13 protein-coding genes and 1 tRNA gene are annotated in these 16007 nt (G+C 56.1%); all 14 read right to left on the bottom strand.

All coding sequences use genetic code 11. The features are described 5' to 3' along the window. On the bottom strand, positions 1-494 hold a 494-nt coding region (locus AAEZ10_RS26990), incomplete at its 3' end, for a GTP-binding protein (RefSeq protein WP_350571747.1). Between the two features lie 31 nt (positions 495-525). Then, positions 526-2631 carry an elongation factor G gene (gene fusA, locus AAEZ10_RS26985; protein ID WP_016772942.1) on the bottom strand — a complete coding sequence of 702 codons (2106 nt, stop codon included), beginning with the start codon at positions 2629-2631 and terminating at the stop codon, positions 526-528. A gap of 30 nt (positions 2632-2661) precedes the next feature. Next, positions 2662-3135: a 30S ribosomal protein S7 gene (gene rpsG, locus AAEZ10_RS26980; RefSeq protein ID WP_016772941.1), complete on the bottom strand. Its 474-nt coding sequence runs from the start codon at positions 3133-3135 to the stop codon at positions 2662-2664. A 107-nt stretch (positions 3136-3242) separates the two neighbouring features. After that, complete coding sequence (gene rpsL, locus AAEZ10_RS26975; protein ID WP_003186084.1) at positions 3243-3614, bottom strand: 30S ribosomal protein S12; 372 nt, start codon at positions 3612-3614, stop codon at positions 3243-3245. 216 nt (positions 3615-3830) lie between these two features. After that, positions 3831-8030 carry a DNA-directed RNA polymerase subunit beta' gene (rpoC, locus tag AAEZ10_RS26970; protein ID WP_071173747.1) on the bottom strand — a complete coding sequence of 1400 codons (4200 nt, stop codon included), beginning with the start codon at positions 8028-8030 and terminating at the stop codon, positions 3831-3833. A 64-nt stretch (positions 8031-8094) separates the two neighbouring features. Next, positions 8095-12168, bottom strand: coding sequence for a DNA-directed RNA polymerase subunit beta (gene rpoB / locus AAEZ10_RS26965; protein ID WP_016772939.1), 4074 nt, complete (start codon positions 12166-12168; stop codon positions 8095-8097). A 220-nt stretch (positions 12169-12388) separates the two neighbouring features. Continuing rightward, positions 12389-12754 carry a 50S ribosomal protein L7/L12 gene (gene rplL / locus AAEZ10_RS26960; RefSeq protein WP_007962228.1) on the bottom strand — a complete coding sequence of 122 codons (366 nt, stop codon included), beginning with the start codon at positions 12752-12754 and terminating at the stop codon, positions 12389-12391. A 73-nt stretch (positions 12755-12827) separates the two neighbouring features. After that, a complete protein-coding gene (gene rplJ, locus AAEZ10_RS26955) occupies positions 12828-13328 on the bottom strand; it encodes a 50S ribosomal protein L10 (RefSeq protein WP_008081912.1) in 501 nt (166 codons plus the stop codon). A gap of 198 nt (positions 13329-13526) precedes the next feature. Continuing rightward, entirely contained in the window at positions 13527-14222 is a 696-nt protein-coding gene (rplA, locus tag AAEZ10_RS26950) for a 50S ribosomal protein L1 (RefSeq protein WP_024014523.1), read from the bottom strand. Then, entirely contained in the window at positions 14222-14653 is a 432-nt protein-coding gene (gene rplK, locus AAEZ10_RS26945) for a 50S ribosomal protein L11 (RefSeq protein ID WP_003176435.1), read from the bottom strand. The genes rplA and rplK overlap by 1 nt, the downstream gene beginning before the upstream one ends. A 118-nt stretch (positions 14654-14771) precedes the next feature. Next, complete coding sequence (gene nusG / locus AAEZ10_RS26940; RefSeq protein ID WP_007957598.1) at positions 14772-15305, bottom strand: transcription termination/antitermination protein NusG; 534 nt, start codon at positions 15303-15305, stop codon at positions 14772-14774. A gap of 9 nt (positions 15306-15314) precedes the next feature. After that, entirely contained in the window at positions 15315-15683 is a 369-nt protein-coding gene (secE, locus tag AAEZ10_RS26935) for a preprotein translocase subunit SecE (protein ID WP_016772937.1), read from the bottom strand. 45 nt (positions 15684-15728) lie between these two features. After that, positions 15729-15804, bottom strand: a tRNA-Trp gene (locus tag AAEZ10_RS26930). A 53-nt stretch (positions 15805-15857) separates the two neighbouring features. Then, on the bottom strand, positions 15858-16007 hold a 150-nt coding region (locus tag AAEZ10_RS26925), incomplete at its 5' end, for an EF-Tu C-terminal domain-related protein (protein WP_445677786.1).

Here is a 16007-nt window from a genome sequence, read left to right as displayed (position 1 = left end):
CCTGGGAAGTCGTAGGTCGACAGCAGGTCACGAACTTCCATCTCAACCAGTTCCAGCAGCTCAGCGTCGTCTACCAGGTCAGCCTTGTTCAGGAAAACCACGATGTACGGAACGCCTACCTGACGGGACAGCAGGATGTGCTCACGGGTTTGTGGCATCGGACCATCAGCGGCCGAGCAAACCAGGATCGCGCCGTCCATCTGGGCAGCACCGGTGATCATGTTCTTCACGTAGTCAGCGTGACCTGGGCAGTCAACGTGAGCGTAGTGACGAATAGTCGAGTTGTACTCAACGTGAGCGGTGTTGATGGTGATACCGCGAGCTTTTTCTTCTGGTGCGCTGTCGATCTTGTCGAATTCAACGACGGCCGAACCGAAAACTTCGGAGCAGACGCGAGTCAGAGCAGCAGTCAGAGTGGTTTTACCGTGGTCAACGTGACCGATGGTGCCAACGTTGACGTGCGGTAGGGAACGATCAAATTTTTCTTTAGCCACGACAATTAACTCCTAGCCTAAAGGGGCTGAATCAGCCTTGTTTTTTGGTTACGGATTCGACGATGTGCGACGGAGCCGTATCGTATTTTTTGAATTCCATAGAGTAGCTTGCGCGACCCTGGGACATGGAACGAACGTCGGTCGCATAACCGAACATCTCACCCAGTGGAACCTCGGCACGGATAACCTTGCCGGACACTGTGTCTTCCATACCCTGGATCATGCCGCGACGACGGTTAAGGTCGCCCATCACATCACCCATATAGTCTTCAGGCGTAACAACCTCTACCGCCATGATCGGCTCGAGCAACTCACCACCGCCCTTCTGGGCCAGTTGCTTGGTCGCCATGGAAGCAGCCACCTTAAACGCCATCTCGTTGGAGTCGACGTCGTGGTAAGAACCATCGAACACGGTAGCCTTCAGGCCGATCAGCGGATAGCCGGCAACAACGCCGTTCTTCATCTGCTCTTCGATACCCTTCTGGATAGCCGGGATGTATTCCTTAGGAACCACACCACCTACAACTTCGTTCACGAATTGCAGACCTTCCTGACCTTCGTCAGCAGGAGCAAAACGGATCCAGCAGTGACCGAACTGGCCGCGACCACCGGACTGACGAACGAACTTGCCTTCGATTTCACAGTTCTTCGTGATGCGCTCACGATACGAAACCTGAGGCTTGCCGATGTTGGCTTCGACGTTGAACTCACGGCGCATCCGGTCAACCAGGATGTCCAGGTGCAGCTCGCCCATGCCCGAGATGATCGTCTGACCAGTCTCTTCATCAGTTTTAACGCGGAAAGACGGGTCTTCCTGAGCGAGCTTGCCCAGAGCGATACCCATTTTTTCCTGGTCATCCTTGGTCTTAGGCTCTACGGCAACCGAAATAACCGGCTCCGGGAAGTCCATGCGAACCAGGATGATTGGCTTGTCAGCGTTGCAGAGGGTTTCACCAGTGGTGACGTCCTTCATGCCGATCAGGGCCGCGATGTCACCAGCGCGTACTTCCTTGATCTCTTCACGGGCGTTTGCGTGCATTTGCACCATACGACCCACGCGCTCTTTCTTGCCTTTGACCGAGTTGATCACGCCGTCGCCGGAGTTCAACACGCCCGAGTAAACGCGGACGAAGGTCAGGGTACCCACGAATGGGTCGGTAGCGATCTTGAACGCCAGAGCCGCGAAAGGCTCGTTGTCGTCTGCATGACGCTCCATCTCTTCTTCCTCGTTATCAGGGTTGGAACCCTTGATAGCAGGAATGTCGGTCGGAGCAGGCAGGTAGTCGATAACGGCGTCGAGAACCAGGGGAACGCCCTTGTTCTTGAACGAAGAACCGCAAACGGCCAGAACGATTTCGCCGGCGATAGTACGCTGACGCAAAGCAGCCTTGATCTCTTCGATCGACAGCTCTTCGCCTTCCAGGTACTTGTTCATCAGCTCTTCGTTGGCTTCGGCAGCAGCCTCAACCATGTTGTTGCGCCACTCTTCAGCCAGCTCTTGGAGCTCGGCAGGAATGTCCTTGCGAACAGGGACCATACCTTTGTCGGAGTCGTTCCAGTAAACAGCTTGCATGTTGATCAGATCGATCTGACCCTGGAAGTTGTCTTCGGAACCGATGGCCAACTGGATCGGCACCGGAGTGTGACCCAGACGCTGCTTGATCTGACCGATCACGCGCAGGAAGTTGGCGCCGGCACGGTCCATCTTGTTTACGTAAACAAGACGTGGAACGCCGTATTTGTTGGCTTGACGCCATACGGTTTCCGACTGCGGCTCAACACCCGAAGTACCGCAGAACACAACGACAGCGCCGTCGAGTACGCGCAGGGAACGCTCAACTTCAATGGTGAAGTCAACGTGGCCCGGGGTATCGATTACGTTGAAACGGTGCTCGTGAGAGTACTGCTTCTCGGAACCTTTCCAGAAGGCGGTAATGGCAGCAGAAGTAATGGTAATACCACGCTCCTGCTCCTGAACCATCCAGTCTGTGGTCGCGGCGCCATCATGCACCTCGCCCATTTTGTGACTTTTGCCGGTGTAAAACAGTACGCGCTCGGTGGTGGTGGTTTTACCAGCATCCACGTGAGCGACGATACCGATGTTACGGTAGCGGCTAATCGGAGTAGTACGAGCCATAAAGCCCTCGCAAAATTAGTGAAGCTAAAATTAGAAGCGGTAGTGCGAGAAAGCTTTGTTAGCTTCGGCCATACGGTGCACGTCTTCACGCTTCTTAACAGCAGCACCTTTACCTTCGGCAGCATCCAGCAGTTCGCCAGCCAAACGCAGAGCCATAGACTTCTCGCCGCGCTTACGGGCGAAGTCTACCAACCAGCGCATTGCCAGAGCGTTACGACGGGAAGGACGAACCTCGACCGGAACCTGGTAAGTAGCACCACCAACGCGGCGCGACTTCACTTCGACCAGCGGAGCGATGGCGTCGAGTGCTTTTTCGAAGAGTTCCAGGGGATCGGTGCCAGCCTTACGGGCCGCAACGGTTTCCAGGGCACCATAAACGATACGCTCGGCAACGGCTTTCTTGCCGCTTTCCATAACGTGGTTCATGAATTTGGCGAGGATCTGGCTTCCGTATTTCGGATCGTCCAGAATCTCACGCTTTGCTGCTACGCGACGTCTTGGCATGATAAGCCCTCAAGCGGTCTTCAGGTTAGCTCGGGACAGATCCAGAGGATGCGTGCCCGACCTTACTCTTATCGACTCAATAAAATAAAAATCTGCAAAACGGCCGATTACTTCGGACGCTTGGTACCGTACTTCGAACGACCCTGGTTACGACCTTTAACGCCGGAAGTATCCAAGGAGCCGCGAACGGTGTGGTAACGAACACCTGGCAAGTCTTTTACACGACCGCCGCGGATCAGTACCACGCTGTGCTCTTGCAGGTTGTGGCCTTCACCACCGATGTACGAGGAAACCTCGAAACCGTTGGTCAGACGCACACGGCATACTTTACGCAGTGCCGAGTTAGGTTTTTTCGGCGTGGTGGTGTACACACGGGTGCACACGCCACGACGTTGCGGGCAGTTCTGCAGCGCAGGTACGTCGGATTTCTCGACGATACGCTTACGCGGCTGACGTACCAGCTGGTTGATAGTTGCCATCTACTAGCTCCACTGTTGTCTTGCGACGCTATTGTCTTGCAAGAAAAGCAAAATGGCAGGAACGAATTCCCGCCAAATTTAGGGGATCAAGAGTCTAAAGAGGATCTTGATTCCAGTCAAGGCAAGGCCCCGACCTCCCCGCCCATCGAACCTTGACTTGATGTCTCGATTCGACGAACGGAGCGATCAGGGCCTCACGCTCGTTTATCGCAGAACTCAGTTACCGCTCGAGTTCAGCGCTTCGGTCAGTGCAGCTTCCACTTCACTGGCGCTTACGCGCAACGGCTTGTCGGCATCACGGCGACGCTTGCGCTCGCTGTGATAGGCAAGACCGGTACCGGCCGGGATCAGACGACCCACGACTACGTTTTCTTTCAGGCCGCGCAGGTAATCGCGCTTGCCGGTGACTGCCGCTTCGGTCAGTACGCGGGTGGTTTCCTGGAAGGAAGCCGCCGAGATGAACGATTCGGTGGACAACGACGCCTTGGTGATACCCAGCAGAACGCGAGTGAACTTGGAGACAAACTTGTCTTCCGCGCCCAGACGCTCGTTCTCTACCAGTACGTGAGTCAGCTCCATCTGGTCGCCCTTGATGAAGCTGGAATCGCCGGACTCGGAGATCTCAACTTTACGCAGCATCTGACGCAGGATGGTCTCGATGTGCTTGTCGTTGATCTTCACGCCTTGCAGACGATAAACGTCCTGGATCTCGTTGACGATGTACTTGGCCAGCGCGCTTACACCCAGCAGACGCAGGATGTCGTGCGGATCGCTTGGACCGTCGGAGATAACTTCGCCGCGGTTTACCTGTTCGCCTTCGAAGACGTTCAGGTGACGCCACTTCGGAATCAGCTCTTCGTACGGATCGCTACCGTCGTTCGGAGTAATGACCAGACGGCGCTTGCCTTTGGTCTCTTTACCGAACGCGATGGTGCCGCTGACTTCAGCCAGAATCGACGCTTCTTTCGGACGACGGGCTTCGAACAGGTCGGCAACACGCGGCAGACCACCGGTGATGTCACGGGTCTTCGAAGTTTCCTGCGGGATACGAGCGATAACGTCACCGATCGCAATCTTCGCACCGTCAGCCACACCGACCAAGGCGTTGGCTGGCAGGAAGTACTGAGCGATAACGTCAGTGCCTGGCAGCAACAGATCCTTGCCGTTGTCGTCGACCATCTTCACTGCTGGACGGATTTCCTTACCGGCAGCTGGACGATCTTTCGCGTCAAGTACTTCAATGTTGGTCATACCGGTCAATTCGTCAGTCTGACGCTTGATCGTGATGCCTTCTTCCATGCCCACGTAGGTCACGGTACCTTTCATTTCGGTAACGATCGGGTGAGTGTGCGGATCCCACTTGGCGACGATTGCGCCAGCGTCGACCTTGTCACCTTCCTTAACCGAAATCACAGCACCGTACGGCAGCTTGTAACGCTCACGCTCACGACCGAAGTCATCCGCGATTGCCAGCTCACCGGAACGGGACACAGCAACCAGATGGCCATCCACTCGCTCAACGTGCTTCAGGTTGTGCAGACGGACGGTACCGCCATTCTTCACCTGAACGCTGTCGGCTGCGGAAGTACGGCTTGCCGCACCACCGATGTGGAACGTACGCATGGTCAGCTGGGTACCCGGCTCACCGATGGACTGGGCAGCGATAACGCCGACCGCTTCACCGATGTTCACCTGGTGACCACGAGCCAGATCACGGCCGTAGCACTTGGCGCAGATGCCGTAGCGGGTTTCGCAGCTGATCGGCGAACGCACGATCACTTCGTCGATGCTGTTCAGCTCGATGAATTCGACCCACTTCTCGTCTACCAGAGTACCGGCAGGAACGATAACGTCCTCGGTGCCTGGCTTGAATACGTCACGGGCAATGACACGACCCAGTACGCGCTCACCCAACGGTTCTACAACGTCACCGCCTTCAATGTGCGGAGTCATCAGCAGACCGTGTTCGGTGCCGCAATCGATCTCGGTTACTACCAGATCCTGCGCCACGTCTACCAGACGACGAGTCAGGTAACCAGAGTTAGCGGTTTTCAACGCGGTATCCGCCAGACCTTTACGAGCACCGTGAGTCGAGATGAAGTACTGAAGTACGCTCAGACCTTCACGGAAGTTCGCAGTAATCGGCGTTTCAATGATGGAACCGTCCGGCTTGGCCATCAGACCACGCATACCGGCCAGCTGACGAATCTGTGCTGCGGAACCCCGCGCACCCGAGTCAGCCATCATGTACATCGAGTTGAAAGACTCTTGGTCGACCTCGTCGCCGTGACGGTCGATGACTTTCTCTTTCGAGAGGTTGGCCATCATCGCCTTGGAAACTTCGTCGTTCGCTTTCGACCAGAGGTCGATCACTTTGTTGTACTTCTCGCCCTGGGTTACCAGGCCGGAGGCGTACTGGCTCTCGATCTCTTTCACTTCGTCGGTGGCTGCACCGATGATGCGGGCTTTTTCATCCGGGATAACGAAGTCGTTAACACCGATGGAAACGCCGGAGATGGTCGAGTAAGCGAAACCGGTGTACATCAACTGGTCAGCGAAGATCACGGTCTCTTTCAGACCAACCACGCGGTAGCACTGGTTGATCAGCTTGGAGATCGCCTTTTTCTTCATCGGCAGGTTGACGACGTCGAACGACAGACCTTTCGGCACAACCTGGAACAGCAGCGCACGGCCGACAGTGGTGTCGACGATACGGGTACCGCTCACGCTGTTGCCGTCACGGTCGTTGACGGTTTCGTTGATACGAACCTTGACCTTGGCGTGCAGTGCGGCTTCGCCGGCACGGAACACACGGTCGACTTCCTGCAGATCCGCGAACACACGACCTTCGCCCTTGGCGTTGATCGCTTCACGAGTCATGTAGTACAGACCCAATACAACGTCCTGCGACGGAACGATGATTGGCTCACCGTTGGCTGGCGACAGAATGTTGTTGGTCGACATCATCAACGCACGCGCTTCGAGCTGGGCTTCCAGCGTCAGCGGTACGTGCACGGCCATTTGGTCGCCGTCGAAGTCGGCGTTGTACGCGGCGCAGACCAGAGGGTGCAGCTGGATAGCCTTACCTTCGATCAGTACCGGTTCAAACGCCTGGATACCCAGACGGTGAAGGGTCGGTGCACGGTTGAGCAGAACCGGGTGTTCGCGAATCACTTCAGCAAGAACGTCCCAAACCTCTGGCAGTTCGCGCTCGACCATTTTCTTGGCCGCTTTGATGGTGGTCGCCAGACCACGCATTTCCAGCTTGCCGAAAATGAACGGCTTGAACAGCTCGAGAGCCATCTTCTTCGGCAGACCGCACTGGTGCAGACGCAGGGTCGGGCCTACGGTAATTACCGAACGACCGGAGTAGTCAACACGCTTACCGAGCAAGTTCTGACGGAAACGACCTTGCTTACCCTTGATCATGTCAGCCAGGGATTTCAGAGGACGCTTGTTGGAACCAGTGATAGCGCGGCCACGACGACCGTTGTCGAGCAGTGCATCGACCGCTTCCTGCAACATACGCTTTTCGTTGCGCACGATGATGTCCGGCGCGGACAGATCCAGCAGGCGCTTCAAACGGTTGTTACGGTTGATCACTCGACGATACAGATCGTTGAGGTCGGAGGTCGCGAAACGACCGCCATCCAGCGGGACCAGTGGACGCAGATCTGGCGGCAGAACCGGCAGAACGGTCAGCACCATCCACTCTGGCAGGTTGCCGGAACCCTGGAAGGCTTCCATCAACTTCAGACGCTTGGACAGCTTCTTGATCTTGGTTTCCGAGTTGGTTTGCGGAATCTCTTCACGCAGACGGCCAATCTCGTGCTCCAGGTCGATAGCGTGCAGCAGTTCACGGACAGCTTCGGCACCCATGCGGGCGTCGAAATCGTCACCGAACTCTTCCAGCGCTTCGAAGTACTGCTCGTCGTTCAGCAGCTGACCTTTTTCAAGGGTGGTCATGCCTGGATCGATAACGACATAGCTCTCGAAGTAGAGAACGCGTTCGATATCACGCAGGGTCATGTCCATCAGCAGGCCGATACGCGACGGCAGCGATTTCAGGAACCAGATGTGGGCAACCGGCGAAGCCAGTTCGATGTGCGCCATGCGCTCACGACGAACCTTGGCCAGTGCAACTTCAACGCCGCACTTCTCGCAGATCACACCACGGTGCTTCAAGCGCTTGTACTTACCGCACAGGCACTCGTAATCCTTTACCGGGCCAAAGATCTTGGCGCAGAACAGGCCGTCACGCTCAGGTTTGAACGTACGGTAGTTGATGGTTTCCGGCTTTTTAACTTCACCGAACGACCACGAACGGATCATCTCCGGCGAGGCCAATCCGATACGGATGGCGTCGAACTCTTCGACTTGACCCTGGTTTTTCAGCAAATTCAGTAGGTCTTTCAAGGCCTTTCCTCCTGGCGGAGCAGAGAGCGGGCAATCCTGCCCCGCTCTCGATTCGCGTCACGTGTTATTCGGTTTCCAGATCGATATCGATGCCGAGGGAACGAATTTCCTTGATCAACACGTTGAAGGACTCGGGCATGCCCGGCTCCATACGGTGATCGCCATCCACGATGTTCTTGTACATCTTGGTACGGCCGTTCACATCGTCCGACTTCACTGTGAGCATTTCTTGCAGAGTGTAAGCAGCACCGTATGCTTCCAGTGCCCAGACCTCCATCTCCCCGAAACGCTGACCACCGAACTGCGCCTTACCACCCAGCGGCTGCTGGGTAACCAGGCTGTAAGAACCGGTAGAACGCGCGTGCATCTTGTCGTCTACCAAGTGGTTCAGCTTCAGCATGTACATGTAGCCAACGGTAACTGGACGCTCGAACTTGTTGCCGGTACGGCCGTCGGTCAGCTGCATCTGGCCGCTTTCCGGCAGGTCTGCCAGTTTCAGCATGGCCTTGATTTCGCTTTCCTTGGCGCCGTCGAACACTGGAGTGGCCATTGGAACGCCGCCACGCAGGTTGTTCGCCAGATCGAGGATTTCCTGATCGGAGAAGCTGTCCAGATCTTCGTTACGACCGCCGATCTGGTTGTAGATCTCGTCCAGGAAGGTGCGCAGTTCAGCGACTTTACGCTGCTCTTCGACCATCCGGTTGATCTTCTCGCCCAGACCTTTGGCCGCGAGGCCCAGGTGGGTTTCGAGGATCTGACCAACGTTCATACGCGAAGGTACGCCCAGCGGGTTGAGGACCACGTCGACCGGGGTGCCATTGGCATCGTGCGGCATGTCTTCAACCGGCATGATCACGGAGACCACACCCTTGTTACCGTGACGACCGGCCATCTTGTCGCCCGGCTGGATGCGGCGACGGATTGCCAGGTAAACCTTGACGATTTTCAGCACGCCTGGAGCCAGGTCATCGCCCTGCTGCAGTTTGCGCTTCTTGTCTTCGAACTTGTCGTCCAGCAGACGGCGACGATCAACGATGTAGGCCTGAGCCTTCTCGAGCTGCTCGTTCAGAGCATCTTCAGCCATGCGCAGTTTGAACCACTGGCCGTGCTCAAGACCGTCGAGTACTTCGTCGGTGATGTCCTGACCTTTCTTCAGGCCGGCGCCGCCTTCAGCCTTGTGGCCTACCAGTGCGGAACGCAGACGCTCGAAAGTCGCGCCTTCAACGATGCGGAACTCTTCGTTCAGATCCTTGCGGATCTCGTCCAGCTGGGACTTCTCGATCGACAGTGCACGAGCATCACGCTCAACGCCGTCACGGGTGAAGACCTGTACGTCGATGACAGTACCTTTGGTGCCGGTTGGCACGCGCAGGGAGGTGTCTTTAACGTCGCTGGCTTTTTCACCGAAGATTGCACGCAGCAGTTTTTCTTCCGGAGTCAGTTGGGTCTCGCCTTTCGGAGTGACCTTGCCAACCAGGATGTCGCCTGCGCCTACTTCAGCACCTACGTAAACGATACCGGCTTCGTCCAGCTTGTTCAGTGCAGCTTCACCCACGTTCGGGATGTCCGCAGTGATTTCCTCTGGGCCAAGCTTGGTGTCACGGGCCACACAGGTCAGTTCCTGAATGTGGATCGTGGTGAAACGGTCTTCCTGAACCACACGCTCGGACAGGCAGATGGAGTCTTCGAAGTTGAAGCCGTTCCATGCCATGAACGCGATGCGCATGTTCTGACCCAGTGCCAGTTCACCCATGTCGGTGGACGGGCCGTCGGCCATGATGTCGCTACGCTGAACGCGATCACCTTTACGTACCAGCGGACGCTGGTTGATGCAGGTGTTCTGGTTCGAGCGGGTGTACTTGGTCAGGTTGTAGATGTCGACACCGGCTTCACCGGTTTCAACTTCGTCATCGGCAACACGAACCACGATACGGCTGGCATCGACGGAATCGATCACGCCACCACGACGAGCCACGACGCAAACGCCGGAGTCACGGGCTACGTTACGCTCCATGCCGGTACCTACCAGCGGCTTGTCAGCGCGCAGAGTCGGTACAGCCTGACGCTGCATGTTCGAACCCATCAACGCACGGTTGGCGTCGTCGTGCTCGAGGAACGGAATCAGCGACGCTGCAACCGACACAACCTGCTTCGGCGAAACGTCCATCAGGGTGACGTCTTCCGGCGCCTTGACGGTGAATTCGTTCAGGTGACGTACGGCAACCAGTTCGTCGATCAGGACTTTCTGCTCGTTCATGGTCGCCGAAGCCTGCGCGATCACGTGATCGGCTTCTTCAATAGCGGACAGGAACACGATCTCGTCGGTGACCACACCCTCTTTCACCACGCGGTACGGGCTTTCCAGGAAGCCGTACTGGTTGGTGCGAGCGTACGCAGCCAGGGAGTTGATCAGGCCGATGTTCGGACCTTCCGGCGTTTCAATCGGGCAGACACGACCGTAGTGAGTCGGGTGTACGTCACGGACTTCGAAGCCTGCGCGCTCACGAGTCAGACCGCCAGGGCCGAGTGCAGAGACACGACGCTTGTGGGTGATCTCGGACAGCGGGTTGTTCTGGTCCATGAACTGCGACAGCTGGCTGGAACCGAAGAACTCTTTCACCGCCGCAGCCACTGGCTTGGCGTTGATCAGGTCTTGCGGCATCAGGCCTTCGCTTTCAGCCATCGACAGACGCTCTTTGACCGCACGCTCAACACGTACCAAGCCAACGCGGAACTGGTTCTCGGCCATTTCGCCTACGCAGCGAACACGACGGTTACCCAGGTGGTCGATGTCATCGACGATGCCTTTACCGTTGCGGATGTCGACCAGAGTCTTCAGGACCGCGACGATATCTTCCTTGCACAGCACGCCCGAACCTTCGATCTCGGTACGACCGATACGACGGTTGAACTTCATCCGGCCGACCGCAGACAGGTCATAGCGCTCAGGGCTGAAGAACAGGTTGTTGAACAGGGTCTCGGCAGCGTCTTTGGTTGGCGGCTCGCCTGGACGCATCATGCGATAGATCTCGACCAGCGCTTCCAATTGGTTGCTGGTGGAGTCGATCTTCAGTGTGTCGGAGACGAACGGACCGCAGTCGATGTCGTTGGTGTACAGGGTCTCGATGCGAACGACCTGGGCCTTGGCGATCTTTGCCAGGACTTCAGTGTTCAGCTCGGTGTTGCATTCGGCCAGGATTTCTCCGGTAGCCGGGTGCACGATAGCCTTGGCGGTGGTGCGGCCAAGGACGTAGTCCAGTGGCACATCCAGCGTCTTGATACCGGCTTTTTCGATCTGGTTGATGTGGCGCGCGGTAATACGGCGGCCTTGCTCAACGATGACCTTGCCCTTCTCGTCCTGGATGTCCAGAACCGCAACTTCACCACGCAGGCGCGACGGCACCAGTTCCAGGCTGAGGGTTTCGCCGCTCAGGTGGAATACGTTGGTGGTGTAGAACGCGTCCAGCACTTCTTCGGTGGTGTAACCGAGTGCGCGCAGCAGTACCGAAGCCGGCAGTTTGCGACGACGGTCGATACGCACGAAGACGCAGTCTTTCGGGTCGAATTCGAAGTCCAGCCACGAACCGCGGTAAGGAATGATGCGAGCCGAGTACAGCAGTTTGCCGGAGCTGTGCGTCTTGCCGCGGTCGTGGTCGAAGAACACGCCCGGGGAACGGTGCAGCTGGGAAACGATAACACGCTCGGTACCGTTGATTACGAAGGTACCGTTCTCAGTCATCAGGGGGATTTCACCCATGTAGACTTCTTGCTCTTTGATGTCCTTGATCGCTTTGTTCGACGATTCTTTGTCGAAAATGATCAGGCGCACTTTTACCCGCAAAGGTACGGCGAAAGTAACACCGCGCAATACGCATTCTTTGACATCAAATGCCGGTTCGCCCAGGCGATAACCGACGTACTCCAGCGCAGCATTGCCGGAGTAGCTGATGATCGGGAAAACGGATTTGAAGGCCGCATGCAGGCCCACGTCGCGGAACTGATCTTTAGTCGCTCCCGCTTGCAAGAATTCACGATACGAATCCAGCTGGATGGCCAGGAGGTAAGGCACATCCATGACGTCCGGCAACTTGCTAAAGTCCTTGCGGATACGTTTTTTCTCAGTATATGAGTAAGCCATCAGCGTTCCCCAGCTTGGTCACCTGCTTGTTTGGCCCTCCCGACGGGAGCAGCCAGAAAATCGTGCAAACCCCATGGTTTGCGCCACCGCATCGGGTGGTTACAGCGCCTTTATCAGCACCGACCCAGTCGGCTGCCAATAACGGAAAAAGGCCGGTGGCAAGAGCCACCAGCCATCAGCCTGTCGCTTGACGCTCGGGCTGGAGGAGCAAAGTCGATGCTTACTTCAGCTCGACTTTAGCGCCTGCTTCTTCCAGCTTCTTCTTGGCGTCTTCAGCCGCTTCTTTCGAAACGCCTTCAGCTACAACCTGAGGAGCGCCGTCTACTTTCTCTTTGGCTTCTTTCAGGCCCAGACCGGTCAGTTCACGAACTGCCTTGATCACGTTAACCTTCTTCTCGCCAGCTTCCAGCAGAACAACGTTGAACTCGGTTTGCTCTTCAACAGCAGCAGCAGCTACAGCTGGGCCAGCCGAAGCGGCAGCAGCGGTAACACCGAAGGTTTCTTCCATCGCTTTGATCAGCTCAACGATTTCCACTACGGATTTCTGGCCGATTGCTTCGATGATTTGTTCGTTAGTCAGAGACATGACTCAATTCCTGAATTGGGGGACGGCCTACGCGACCATCGAAATAAACAAAAAACGCGAGAAGTGACGAGCCTTAGGCTGCGGCAGCTTCTTTCTGGTCGCGAATTGCCGCCAGAGTACGAGCCAATTTGCTGGTTGCGCCTTGAATCACGCTCATCAGCTGGGAAATTGCTTCGTCACGGGTCGGCAGAGTTGCCAGTACGTCGATCTGATTAGCTGCGAGGAACTTGCCCTCGAACGCAGCTGCCTTGATCTCGAACTTGTCCTGACCCTTGGCAAACTCTTTGAAGATACGGGCAGCAGCGCCCGGATGTTCGTTCGAGAATGCAATCAGGGTCGGGCCGGTGAACACGTCGTTGAGGACACTGTATTGAGTGTCAGCAACAGCGCGCTTGAGCAGGGTGTTACGTACAACACGTACGTAAACGCCAGCTTCACGAGCCTCTTTACGGAGTCCGGTCATTGCGCCTACTGTTACGCCACGTGCATCAACCACGACAGCGGACAGAGCGACTTTGGCAGCCTCGTTGACTTCAGCGACGATGGCCTTCTTGTCTTCGAGATTAATTGCCACGGGTTTAACTCCTGCTTGTTACCGTTTCATTCGATCGGAACCGAATGTCGTTTTGGTGTCTGATTCGGTAAGGAACCGGGAGCACCATCTGCGTAGGCTTGAGGTTTAAGGCTTGCGCCGCCTACGGTCTTGGATAGCCCCCGCCAGGCAGGGACCCCAATCTTTCAATTGGCGCGACAATCCGCGCCAACCTTTGTCTTACGCGTCGAGCGAGCTCTGATCGATAACCAGACCTGGGCCCATAGTGGTGCTCAGGGTAACGCGCTTGACGTAAATGCCTTTCGAGGAAGCTGGCTTGATACGCTTCAGATCAGCGATCAGGGCTTCAACGTTTTCCTTCAGCTTGACGGCGTCGAAGCCGATCTTGCCAACGGAAGTGTGGATGATGCCGTTTTTGTCGGTGCGATAACGAACCTGACCAGCTTTGGCGTTCTTGACCGCGTTAGCTACGTCTGGAGTTACGGTGCCGACTTTCGGGTTAGGCATCAGGCCGCGTGGACCGAGGATCTGACCCAACTGACCTACAACGCGCATGGCATCCGGGGATGCGATCACTACGTCATAGTTCAGGTCGCCGCCTTTCATTTCGGCAGCCAGGTCGTCCATACCTACACGGTCAGCGCCGGCAGCCAGAGCGGCCTCAGCAGCTGGACCCTGGGTGAACACAGCAACGCGAACGGTCTTGCCAGTGCCGTGTGGCAGCACAGTGGCGCTACGAACAACCTGGTCAGATTTACGCGGGTCTACACCCAGGTTTACAGCAACGTCGAACGACTCGCTGAACTTGACAGTCGACAGCTCGGCCAGCAGAGCAGCGGCGTCTACAATGTTGTAGGCCTTGCCTGCTTCGATTTTGCCGGCGATAGCCTTTTGACGCTTGGTCAGCTTAGCCATTACACACCCTCCACGTTAAGGCCCATGCTACGAGCAGAACCGGCGATAGTACGCACGGCTGCATCCATATCAGCTGCAGTCAGATCCGCGTTTTTGGTTTTCGCGATTTCTTCCAGCTGAGCACGGGTAACAGTGCCAACCTTAACGGTGTTCGGACGAGCGGAACCGCTGGTCAGACCGGCCGCCTTCTTCAGCAGAACCGAAGCAGGGGTGGATTTGGTTTCGAAAGTGAAGCTACGGTCGCTGTAGACAGTGATGATCACTGGAGTCGGCAGACCTGGCTCAAGACCCTGGGTACGGGCGTTGAAAGCCTTGCAGAATTCCATGATGTTCACGCCGTGCTGACCCAGAGCAGGACCAACCGGTGGACTTGGGTTAGCCTGAGCGGCCTTCACTTGCAGCTTGATGTAAGCGGTAATCTTCTTGGCCATGAGGCACTCCAATTACGGGTTCGAACGCCTCGAAAGGCTCCCCGGTTACTTGCGCGTTTATCCCAGTGACGACAAAACCCCACAGCCTAAGGCTGCGGGGTTGGGATTGCTTGCCCAGTTAGACCTTCTCGACCTGACTGAACTCGAGCTCCACCGGAGTAGAGCGACCGAAAATGAGCACAGCCACTTGGATCCGGCTCTTTTCGTAGTTAACTTCTTCCACAACGCCATTGAAATCAGCGAATGGACCGTCGTTGACACGTACCGTCTCACCTGGCTCGAACAATGTCTTCGGCTTAGGCTTGTCGCTACCATCAGCAACGCGACGCAGAATCGCTTCTGCCTCTTTATCTGTAATTGGCGCAGGCTTGTCAGCGGTACCGCCGATAAAACCCATCACCCGAGGAGTATCCTTGACCAAGTGCCAAGTACCCTCATTCATATCCATCTGGACCAGCACATAGCCTGGGAAGAACTTCCGTTCGCTTTTGCGCTTCTGGCCGTTACGCATCTCAACCACTTCTTCAGTGGGAACCAGAATCTCGCCGAAGCCATCTTCCATGCCAGCCAGCTTTACGCGCTCGATCAGCGAGCGCATCACATGCTTCTCGTAACCCGAGTAAGCATGCACAACATACCAACGCTTAGCCACGGGACACCCTTAGCCGACAATCAAGGAAACAAGCCAGCCGAGCAGGGAATCAAGACCCCACAACAGCAACGCCATAACCAGAACAACAGCCACGACAATCAGCGTGGTCTGCGTGGTTTCTTGGCGAGTTGGCCACACGACTTTACGAATCTCGGTGCGAGCTTCCTTAACCAGTACAAAGAAAGACTTGCCCTTCGCGGTCTGCAGGCCTACAAAGGCAGCTACAGCAGCAATGGCAAGCAAAGCGAGTACACGGTACAGGATCGGCGAAGCAGCGTAATACTGATTGCCAACAACGCCAACAACTACCAAAGCGACTACTACAAGCCACTTGAGCAGATCGAAGCGAGAGCCTTGAGCTTCAGCTTTAGGAGTCATCTATGAAGATCCTGTGAAAAGAAAGCCAGACACACCGAGTGAATCTGGCAGGTCAGGAGGGAATCGAACCCCCAACCTACGGTTTTGGAGACCGTCGCTCTGCCAATTGAGCTACTGACCTAAAACAAAATCAGGCCGACCATTATGCCGGCCCGAAAAATACATTACAACCGCTTATTCGATGATTTTGGCTACGACGCCAGCGCCGACGGTACGACCGCCTTCACGGATAGCGAAACGCAGACCGTCTTCCATCGCGATGGTTTTGATCAGGGTAACAGTCATCTGAATGTTATCACCTGGCATTACCATTTCAACGCCTTC

This window comes from Pseudomonas sp. H26/SER47-MNA-CIBAN-0231, assembly GCF_040310465.1.
Classification (GTDB): domain Bacteria; phylum Pseudomonadota; class Gammaproteobacteria; order Pseudomonadales; family Pseudomonadaceae; genus Aquipseudomonas; species Aquipseudomonas atacamensis.
Note: the sequence above shows the minus strand (reverse complement) of the source record. Positions and strands in the feature narration are given on the sequence as shown.

Excerpts from the sequence above, each read along its gene's own strand:
- fusA (WP_016772942.1), bottom strand. The coding sequence starts at position 2,631 with ATGGCTCGTACTACTCCGATTAGCCGCTACCGTAACATCGGTATCGTC.
- rpsG (WP_016772941.1), bottom strand. The coding sequence starts at position 3,135 with ATGCCAAGACGTCGCGTAGCAGCAAAGCGTGAGATTCTGGACGATCCG.
- rpsL (WP_003186084.1), bottom strand. The coding sequence starts at position 3,614 with ATGGCAACTATCAACCAGCTGGTACGTCAGCCGCGTAAGCGTATCGTC.
- rpoB (WP_016772939.1), bottom strand. The coding sequence starts at position 12,168 with ATGGCTTACTCATATACTGAGAAAAAACGTATCCGCAAGGACTTTAGC.
- rplL (WP_007962228.1), bottom strand. The coding sequence starts at position 12,754 with ATGTCTCTGACTAACGAACAAATCATCGAAGCAATCGGCCAGAAATCC.
- rplA (WP_024014523.1), bottom strand. The coding sequence starts at position 14,222 with ATGGCTAAGCTGACCAAGCGTCAAAAGGCTATCGCCGGCAAAATCGAA.
- rplK (WP_003176435.1), bottom strand. The coding sequence starts at position 14,653 with ATGGCCAAGAAGATTACCGCTTACATCAAGCTGCAAGTGAAGGCCGCT.
- secE (WP_016772937.1), bottom strand. The coding sequence starts at position 15,683 with ATGACTCCTAAAGCTGAAGCTCAAGGCTCTCGCTTCGATCTGCTCAAG.